The 8,142-nt window shown below is 43.5% G+C and carries 8 protein-coding genes; 5 read left to right on the forward strand and 3 right to left on the reverse strand.

Going from position 1 to position 8,142, the window contains the following annotated elements; all coding sequences use genetic code 11:
• Positions 1 to 32 precede the first annotated feature (32 nt).
• Positions 33 to 2,291 carry a 1,4-alpha-glucan branching protein GlgB gene (glgB, locus tag APA_RS03015; protein ID WP_201320841.1) on the reverse strand — a complete coding sequence of 753 codons (2,259 nt, stop codon included), beginning with the start codon at positions 2,289 to 2,291 and terminating at the stop codon, positions 33 to 35.
• Positions 2,292 to 2,639: 348 nt separating this feature from the next.
• Positions 2,640 to 3,725 (reverse strand): aliphatic amidase, encoded by a 1,086-nt coding sequence (locus APA_RS03020; protein ID WP_201320842.1) that lies wholly within the window; start codon positions 3,723 to 3,725, stop codon positions 2,640 to 2,642.
• A gap of 422 nt (positions 3,726 to 4,147) precedes the next feature.
• Between APA_RS03020 and APA_RS03025 the strand changes: the two genes are divergently transcribed.
• From APA_RS03025 to APA_RS03035, 3 genes are read left to right on the forward strand one after another with little or no spacing between them, the layout of a single operon-like run.
• On the forward strand, positions 4,148 to 4,483 hold the full coding sequence (locus APA_RS03025; protein WP_201320843.1) for a YciI family protein: 336 nt from the start codon (positions 4,148 to 4,150) through the stop codon (positions 4,481 to 4,483).
• Between the two features lie 19 nt (positions 4,484 to 4,502).
• Positions 4,503 to 5,114 (forward strand): glutathione S-transferase family protein, encoded by a 612-nt coding sequence (locus APA_RS03030; protein ID WP_201320844.1) that lies wholly within the window; start codon positions 4,503 to 4,505, stop codon positions 5,112 to 5,114.
• Positions 5,115 to 5,126: 12 nt separating this feature from the next.
• Entirely contained in the window at positions 5,127 to 6,347 is a 1,221-nt protein-coding gene (locus APA_RS03035) for an RNA polymerase sigma factor (RefSeq protein WP_201320845.1), read from the forward strand.
• Between the two features lies 1 nt (position 6,348).
• Here APA_RS03035 and APA_RS03040 read toward each other — a convergent pair whose 3' ends face one another.
• A complete protein-coding gene (locus APA_RS03040) occupies positions 6,349 to 6,570 on the reverse strand; it encodes a (2Fe-2S)-binding protein (protein ID WP_236579386.1) in 222 nt (73 codons plus the stop codon).
• A 450-nt stretch (positions 6,571 to 7,020) separates the two neighbouring features.
• Here APA_RS03040 and bfr (APA_RS03045) point away from each other — a divergent pair, with 450 nt between their 5' ends.
• Positions 7,021 to 7,485: a bacterioferritin gene (gene bfr / locus APA_RS03045; protein WP_201320847.1), complete on the forward strand. Its 465-nt coding sequence runs from the start codon at positions 7,021 to 7,023 to the stop codon at positions 7,483 to 7,485.
• A gap of 72 nt (positions 7,486 to 7,557) precedes the next feature.
• The gene (gene bfr, locus APA_RS03050; RefSeq protein WP_201320848.1) at positions 7,558 to 8,025 is read left to right on the forward strand and encodes a bacterioferritin; all 468 of its coding nucleotides are present in this window, start codon (positions 7,558 to 7,560) and stop codon (positions 8,023 to 8,025) included.
• Positions 8,026 to 8,142: the final 117 nt, after the last annotated feature.

Below are 8,142 nucleotides of genomic sequence, written 5' to 3' on the forward strand. Positions count from 1 at the left end.
AGGAGCGCTTAGCGCTCCTTTTTTATTGTGTTTTAGACTTCGCCTGTATATTTCAAGACAACCACACTTAAAGGCGGCGCTGTGACATCCACCGAATATGGCTTGCCATGACTGCCATATTCATCGGCATATTTGCCGCCAAGATTGCCGACACCACTACCACCATAGATCTGTGCATCGCTATTGAGAACTTCTTTATAGAAGCCCTTTTCAGGTACACCAACGCGATAGTTGTGATGGACAACAGGTGTGAAGTTGCAGACCACCAACACAAACTCACCATCTAGCCCTTTACGCAAGAAAGAGATGACTGAGTTTTTGGTGTCATTACACTCAATCCATTCAAATCCATCTTGAGTGAAGTCTTGCGTATAAAGCTCAGGCAGCGATCGCAAAAGTTTGTTCAGATCGCCGACATATTTTTGCAGTGTCTTGTGGCTAGGATATTGCAACAAATGCCATTCCAGATCGCCCCAAACGTTCCATTCAGCCCATTGTCCAAATTCCATGCCCATAAACATGGTTTTCTTACCAGGATGGGTGAACATATAGCCATACAGACAACGCAGGTTCGCAAACTTCTGCCATTCATCTCCAGGCATCTTGCCGATCATCGGACTCTTGCCATGCACCACTTCATCATGGGAGAGAGCCAACATGAAGTTTTCGCTGAAGGCATACCAGATACTGAAGGTAAGGTAGTTATTGTTATGTCCACGGAAATATGGGTCGAGCTTGAAATAATCGAGCATGTCATGCATCCAGCCCATATTCCACTTCAGGTTGAAGCCTAATCCACCTGAATAAGCAGGCCATGTTACCATTGGCCATGAGGTTGACTCTTCAGCGATCGATAAAGCGCCTGGGTAATAGGTGAACAAGATGCTATGCAGATGACGGAATAGCTCGATCGCTTCGAGACTTTCGCGACCGCCATACTCGTTGGCAAGCCATGTCCCAGGGTCGCGGTTGTAATCGCGATAGATCATTGAGGCAACCGCATCGACGCGGATTCCGTCGATGTGATATTTGTCAAACCAGAACAGTACATTAGCAATCAGGAAGTTCTTAACTTCACTGCGCTTGTAGTTAAAGATTTTGGTTCCCCATTCCTTATGCTCACCAATGCGGACATCGGCGGGTTCATAGAGGAATGTGCCATCAAAGAAGGATAAACCATGTCCATCTTTGGGGAAGTGGGCAGGAACCCAGTCAACAATAATGCCAATATCGTTTTGGTGACACATATCGATGAAGTACATCAAGTCTTGAGGTGTGCCATAGCGCGACGTGGCGGCATAGTAGCCCGTAACTTGATAACCCCATGAGCCATCGAAGGGGTGCTCAGCCACAGGCATCATTTCAATATGGGTATAGCCCATCTCTTTGACATAGGGGATCAAGTCTTCGGCGAGTTCGCGATAGGTCAGGAATCTTGCCCCAGGCTTGAGGTCTGCGGCTGATACGCTCTGATAGCCACTAGCTGGAGGAATTGCTGCCGAGGCGTGCATCCATGAGCCAAGATGCATTTCATAGACAGAGATCGGCTTTTTGAGAGGATCTTCAGTACGGCGCTTGTCTAGCCATGCTTGATCATTCCATTCGTAGGTACTGAGATCGGTGACAATTGAGGCGGTTTTAGGGCGCACTTCCTGAAAATAACCGTATGGATCGGATTTTTCGTAGATATGTCCTTTAGGACTCTTAATTTCGTATTTGTAAACTGTACCAACTACTAATTCAGGAATAAACAGATCCCAAATGCCTGTATTACCTTTACGCATTTGGTTCTTTCGTCCATCCCAGCTATTAAAGTCGCCGATGATCGAGACGTTACGGGCATTGGGAGCCCAAACGGCAAAATAAACGCCACTTACACCATCAATGGTTGTAAGATGTGCGCCCATTTTTTCGTAAATTTGATAATGCGTGCCTTCACCAAATAGGTAAGCGTCAAATTCTGTCAGTAATGGGGATTTGAAATAGTAGGGATCGTGAACTAGCCGATCGCTGTCTCCAGACTTAACTCTAAACTGGTAATTAAACAGGTGGGGCGCGTCACTGATCACACATTCAAAAAAGTGGGGATGATGCGCTGAATGCATCGGATATTCTTTGTTTTGTTCGGGATTAACTACATATACGGCTTCTGCGTCGGGTAGATAAGCTCTAACCACCCATACCGACTTACCTTCTTGCTCAATTTCATGGGGACCAAGGACTGTAAAGGGGTCGTGGTGTTGATTCCACACAATGCGATCGATTTGCTCGGTGGGGATGGTTGGGGTCATATCTCTTTTAGTAAACGCACATATTTAAACTACTGCATATTATTCACCAAATTACAGGGTGTAATCTAAAGTAAAGACTGGTGAATATTTTCTTTTGTTTTTTATATCAATACTTCGGACATTTTTAAAAAAGATGGGAACAAAAAAGTTATTCATCGGATAAGGGTGTGACCAAAATTTGGTCACACCCACTGAGATCGCCGATCGCGATTACACACAGGTTGCTATAAAAAACAAGATTTCTATTGAAAGCATTGCGAAATAGCAATTTCAATAGAAATCTTGTTTTTTTCTTCAGCGCTTTATGCTGTAACCGAAATGAAGTTAGAAAAAGTAATTTAGCCTAAACTAACCTTTAACCGAAACTGGAACAGTTTCGGGTTTGGCTTTTTCTACTGAAGGGATTGCCTTCTGGTTCGGTAGACCAACAATCGGACATTCAGGTGTACCCACAGTAGAACGAGTAATCATCTCCGAACTTTCTTTTGCCTTCTTCGGATCGAGAATCCAATCTCGATAGAATTCAAAGGGACATTCTGCCTTGCCTTGATCGCCATCACCTGAATTGAGCATCCCTGTATAGCCACGATGCATCAGCTTGAAGATGTGATTCTGTGATTGGGCATTCTTACGGAAATCGCGGATTGCAAACTTAGACAAAGCCGCATACTGAATACCATTTTCTTCTTCGCCACATTCACCAAGGGTACGACCATCAAACCCAACGATCGCCGAATGTCCAAAGTAACTATAAACCCCATCAAAGCCAGAGGCATTTGCCACCGCCACATAGGTATTATTCATCCATGCCATCGCCTTAGAAACAATGATTTGCTGTTCCTTAGCGGGATACATATAGCCCTGACAGCGCACAACTAACTCTGCACCACGCATGACACAATCACGCCAGATTTCAGGATAGTTCCCATCATCACAAATAATCAAACTGATCTTCAAGCCCTTTGGCCCATCTGAGACGTAGGTGCAGTCGCCAGGATACCAACCTTCGATTGGAGTCCAAGGCATGATCTTGCGATACTTCTGAACAATTTCACCGCGATCGTTCATTAAAATCAAGGTGTTGTAAGGCACTTTCTCTGGATGCGCCTCATGTTTTTCACCTGTTAAAGAAAATACTCCCCAGACTTTATTCTTTATACAAGCTTGGGCAAATATTGCGGTTTCCTCACCAGGAACTGTTGCGGCAGTTTCCATCATTTCTTTCGGATCGTACATGATGCCGTGGGTGGAATATTCGGGAAAGATCACTAGATCCATACCAGGTAAGCCAACCTTCATCCCATCAATCATTGAGGCAATTTTATTGCAATTCTCAATGACTTCTGCCTTGGTATGCATGCGAGGCATTTTGTAATTAACGACCGCAACTCCAACTGCATCTTCGCTCGAAGAAATATCGCCATGGTAAGACATAAAATCCTCTACTTAATAAATAAATTGAATAACCTCAAATTTTGTTTAGCTACAAAAGATTTACTAAGAAACAGTAATTACTCTTGGCTCTTTAATTGATTGCTAAACGCTTGGAGATTAATCAAGACAACTTAAATTCATAACTAACTAACCAAAACGAAACTAACAATAATTTTTGCTGTTAATTTGTGAGGCTTTAGTGATGATATTAAGAATTAATAAGTATTATAGAACACAAAAAAATGGAGATTGTATCGTTAGCAACCTATTAGTTGCATAAGCGATCGCTAACCCATAAACAGATTTGAAAGCCGCAAAAAGTTTATTTTGTTATCTGTCGAAATAGCAAAGCGTCGCTCGTCATAGAGGTATAAAGCATAAAAAATCTGTGCTTTAATCAACCCAAAAACGGATAGATACCTATGAAATACGCAATTATGGTCTATGAAACCGAGCAAGACATTCGCGATCGCCCCCAAACTATGCCAGCCTATGGTGCATACTCCCAAGCGTTAGCCGAAGCAGGAGTAGCCGCAGGCGGTGCGGCACTTCACCCTAGCAACACAGCCACAACCATTCGCATCCAAAACGGACAGCGTAACGTTCAAGATGGCCCCTATGCTGATACCAAAGAGCAACTCGGCGGATTTTTCTTGATTGATGTCCCCGACTTAGACACCGCAATGGATTGGGCAGCCCGCTGCCCAGCCGCCAGTAATTGCGGGGTCGAAGTCCGTCCACTGCTACCCATGAGCTAGGAAACAGGAGAAAAAACCCATGAAGCTCTATTACTTTCCTCCCTCTCCCAACACTCGCAAAGTCCATGCTGTAGCCATTCATCTTCAACTTCCTATTGACTTGAAATTGGTCGATTTACAGAAAGGCGAACAACACAACCCTGAATTTGTCCAGTTAAATCCCACAGGGCGTACACCAGTTCTCCAAGATGGTGACTTTATCCTTTGGGAATCTACGGCAATTATGCAATACTTGGCTAGCCAAGTTCCCAATTCCCTCTGGTCAGAATCTCCAAAAATTCGGGCGGACATCATGCGCTGGCAGAGTTGGCAACTCGCTCATTGGTATCAGGTCTGTCAGCCTTTGCAATTTGAAAACTTTTTGAAGTCTCTCTTGCAACTAGGTGAGCCAGACCCACAAGTAGTCCAACAGGCAACCGATCGCTTTCATAAAGAAGCTAGCGTCTTGAATAATCATCTGGCAGATCGAGAATACTTAGTCAATAACACTCTGACCTTGGCTGATTTCTCTGTGGCAAGTGACCTGACCTATGCAATACCTGCGCGATTTCCATTAGAGGATTATCATCATATTCAGGCTTGGTATGCGCGAATCGAGCAATTACCAGCTTGGCAACAAACCGCACCGTGAGGTTAACAGCAAATGGAAGCACGTCGAGCCGCAGAATTAGCTGCACGCAACTCCTATGGTAGGCTCGTAGCTTATCTTGCCGCCCAAACAAGGGATGTTGTCGCCGCCGAAGATGCCCTCGGCGATGCTTTCCTCTCCGCCTTAAAAACTTGGACAGAAAGCGGCGTTCCTAAAAATCCTGAAGCATGGCTGCTAGTGACAGCAAGAAACCGACTGATTGATGCAGGAAGGCGATCGCAAGTTCGTGACAAAGTTCTCAACACCTTCAAATTAAACGGACTAGAATCGTCAACTGAGCCATCTTTAGAATCAGTAACTTTTCCCGACGATCGCTTGAAATTGTTGTTTATATGCGCCCATCCTGCGATCGATTCCACAATTCACACCCCCTTGATGCTGCAAACAGTTCTCGGACTGAATGCAGCCCAGATTGCTTCGGCATTTCTAGTTGCTCCTGCGACCATGAGTCAGCGACTAGTTAGAGCAAAGACCAAAATTCGTGATGCAAGGATCGCTTTTGAATTGCCAGAAGAGAAGGACTTACCAACGCGATTATCAGCCGTATTAGAAGCAATATATGCAGCCTATACCAACGCTTGGGAAACTGTAGATGGTAGCGATCCGCGTCATCAAGGACTAGCAGCAGAAGCAATCTGGCTAGCGCGTCTTTGCGTTCACTTAATGCCGCAAGAACCAGAAGCGAGAGGATTACTTGCGCTCATGCTCTACTGTGAATCTCGTCGCGATGCGCGACGCACTGTTAATGGTGCTTATGTGCCACTGCTTCAACAGGATACAAGTCTGTGGTCGCAGATAGCGATCGCCGAAGCAGAGAGAGAGTTAGCTCAAGCCGCAACCTTTAAACAATTAGGAAGATTTCAGCTTGAAGCTGCGATTCAATCGATTCATGCTCAAAGGGCGATCGCACATCAGGTGAATTGGCAAGTACTAGCCTTGCTATACGAAGGATTGATTCAGCTTTCGCCGACTTTGGGCGCTTTAGTGAGTCACGCCGCCGCGATCGCAGAAGCTCAAGGAATAGAACAGGGTTTAATCCATCTCGATGCAATTCCTATAGAATCCATCAAAAATTACCAACCCTATTGGGCGCTAAAGGCTCACTTGCTCAAGCAGTTAGGATCTAAATCAGCATCACAACAGGCTTATTCCAGAGCGATCGGGCTTACCGAGGACTCAGCCGTCCGAGAGTTTCTTCTTAATCAATCTCTTTGAATTATGCGGGCTTATTAGCACATTGATTCAAAACTTCATGAGCGTGCTTGGTACAGTAACCACATTGAGTACCCAACATAGTCAATTCCGATAGTCTAGCGATCGAACTAGCGCCTTTACCAACCGCCTGTTGTATATCCTTTTCGGTTATGGCATGACAGATACAAATGTACATTTGCGTTTTGCCTTTCTTAAAATTAGTTTTATTGCAAGTAATTGTCATTATTGTTGATTATGACAAATTAGTCAAGTATGATATTGCAGGCTTCAAAGATACGAAAATTTAGAGCTGTCTTAAGTGCATCGACGCAAGTAAAACCCAGATCTAGAGACTATGCCGTCTGCACAGCAAAAGGCATAGTCTTTGGATATCTACATTAATTGAGCTTAATTTCTAATTCTCAAAAGTATAGGCACACTTTTGAGAATTAGAAATTAAGCTCAGTAAGGCTTTGGAATTCTTCAGCATTCTGAGAATTAATATTAATACGAACAATTTCTAAGTACCTCGGCATAATTAAAAAAACAGAACTAAAACCTATACCGCCTGCGCAGCGGGCGGTATAGGTTTTGGGATTTTATATTTAATTGTGCCTAGCTACTTATGATGAGGATTACCATTGGAAGTGCTATAAGTAATCTCATATCACTAGATAAGTTAGGGTGGTCAACAATGCAAGGAAATTCAGATGTAAAGAGTCAGTTAAACGAGGCTCTCAAGGCTCAACTGACAGCAATCAACCAATATTTTCTCCATGCACGAATGTGTAAAAACTGGGGATTGAATCAGCTTAACGATCGCGAATATAAGTATTCGATCAAAGCGATGAAGCAAGCAGACTATCTGATCGAACGCGTGCTTTTTTTAGAAGGACTGCCCAATTTACAACAATTGGGTAAACTCCTCATCGGCGAAGATGTACCTGAATTATTGCAAAATGATCTAACTATATGTACAGAGATTCGTGATGGTCTGAAAGCTGCTGTCGTGACCTGCGAGACCCAACAGGATTTTGTTAGCCGTGATTTGTTTGCCAAACTGGTAGAAGATACCGAAGAACAAATGGATTGGCTGGAGTCACAAATTTGGCTAATCGAGAATGCGGGCTTGCCCAATTTCTTGCAGTCGATGATTTAGCTGTTTGACGAATTGATGCAACATGCGATCAATTATAGAAATATATACTTTAGAAATCAATTGAGAAAAACTATGAAAGGTAGTGAGAAAGTCTTACAACAATTATCGAAGTTGTTGAGTGGTGAATTGTCGGCGCGAGATCAGTACTTTACTCACTCACGGATGTATTTGGATTGGGGACTGAATAAGCTATATGAGCGTATTAATCATGAAATGCAGGATGAAACCCAACATGCCGCGTTATTGATTGAACGCATTCTCTTTCTAGAAGGTACACCCGATCTATCGCAGCAGGATGGAATTAATATCGGTAAAACTGTGCCAGAAATGTTGCAGAATGATTTGAACTATGAGTACAAGGTAATTGCCGATCTAAAAGAAGCGATCGCTATCTGTGAGACTGAACAAGATTATCAAAGCCGTAAGATTTTGCTAGGCATTCTAACGGATACTGAAGAAGATCATGCCTATTGGCTAGAGAAACAACTCAAGTTAATCGAGCAACTTGGGTTACCCAATTATTTGCAATCTCAAGCATAAGATTTAAAGAAGGACCCTACAATGTGCTGCCCTTCTTTTAGTTTGTAGGTAATAGTTTTTCATTTATAGCTATAGCCAAGTGAGATAGGACAAAACCAAAACCCATCCATAGAGTTG

Origin of the sequence: Pseudanabaena sp. lw0831, assembly GCF_016584665.1 — a bacterium.
Taxonomy (GTDB): domain Bacteria; phylum Cyanobacteriota; class Cyanobacteriia; order Pseudanabaenales; family Pseudanabaenaceae; genus Pseudanabaena.

Bases quoted from the DNA above. Each gene is read 5' to 3' on its own strand.
- glgB (WP_201320841.1), bottom strand. From the start codon at position 2,291: ATGACCCCAACCATCCCCACCGAGCAAATCGATCGCATTGTGTGGAAT.
- APA_RS03020 (WP_201320842.1), bottom strand. From the start codon at position 3,725: ATGTCTTACCATGGCGATATTTCTTCGAGCGAAGATGCAGTTGGAGTT.
- APA_RS03025 (WP_201320843.1), top strand. From the start codon at position 4,148: ATGAAATACGCAATTATGGTCTATGAAACCGAGCAAGACATTCGCGAT.
- APA_RS03030 (WP_201320844.1), top strand. From the start codon at position 4,503: ATGAAGCTCTATTACTTTCCTCCCTCTCCCAACACTCGCAAAGTCCAT.
- APA_RS03035 (WP_201320845.1), top strand. From the start codon at position 5,127: ATGGAAGCACGTCGAGCCGCAGAATTAGCTGCACGCAACTCCTATGGT.
- APA_RS03040 (WP_236579386.1), bottom strand. From the start codon at position 6,570: ATGACAATTACTTGCAATAAAACTAATTTTAAGAAAGGCAAAACGCAA.
- bfr (WP_201320847.1), top strand. From the start codon at position 7,021: ATGCAAGGAAATTCAGATGTAAAGAGTCAGTTAAACGAGGCTCTCAAG.
- bfr (WP_201320848.1), top strand. From the start codon at position 7,558: ATGAAAGGTAGTGAGAAAGTCTTACAACAATTATCGAAGTTGTTGAGT.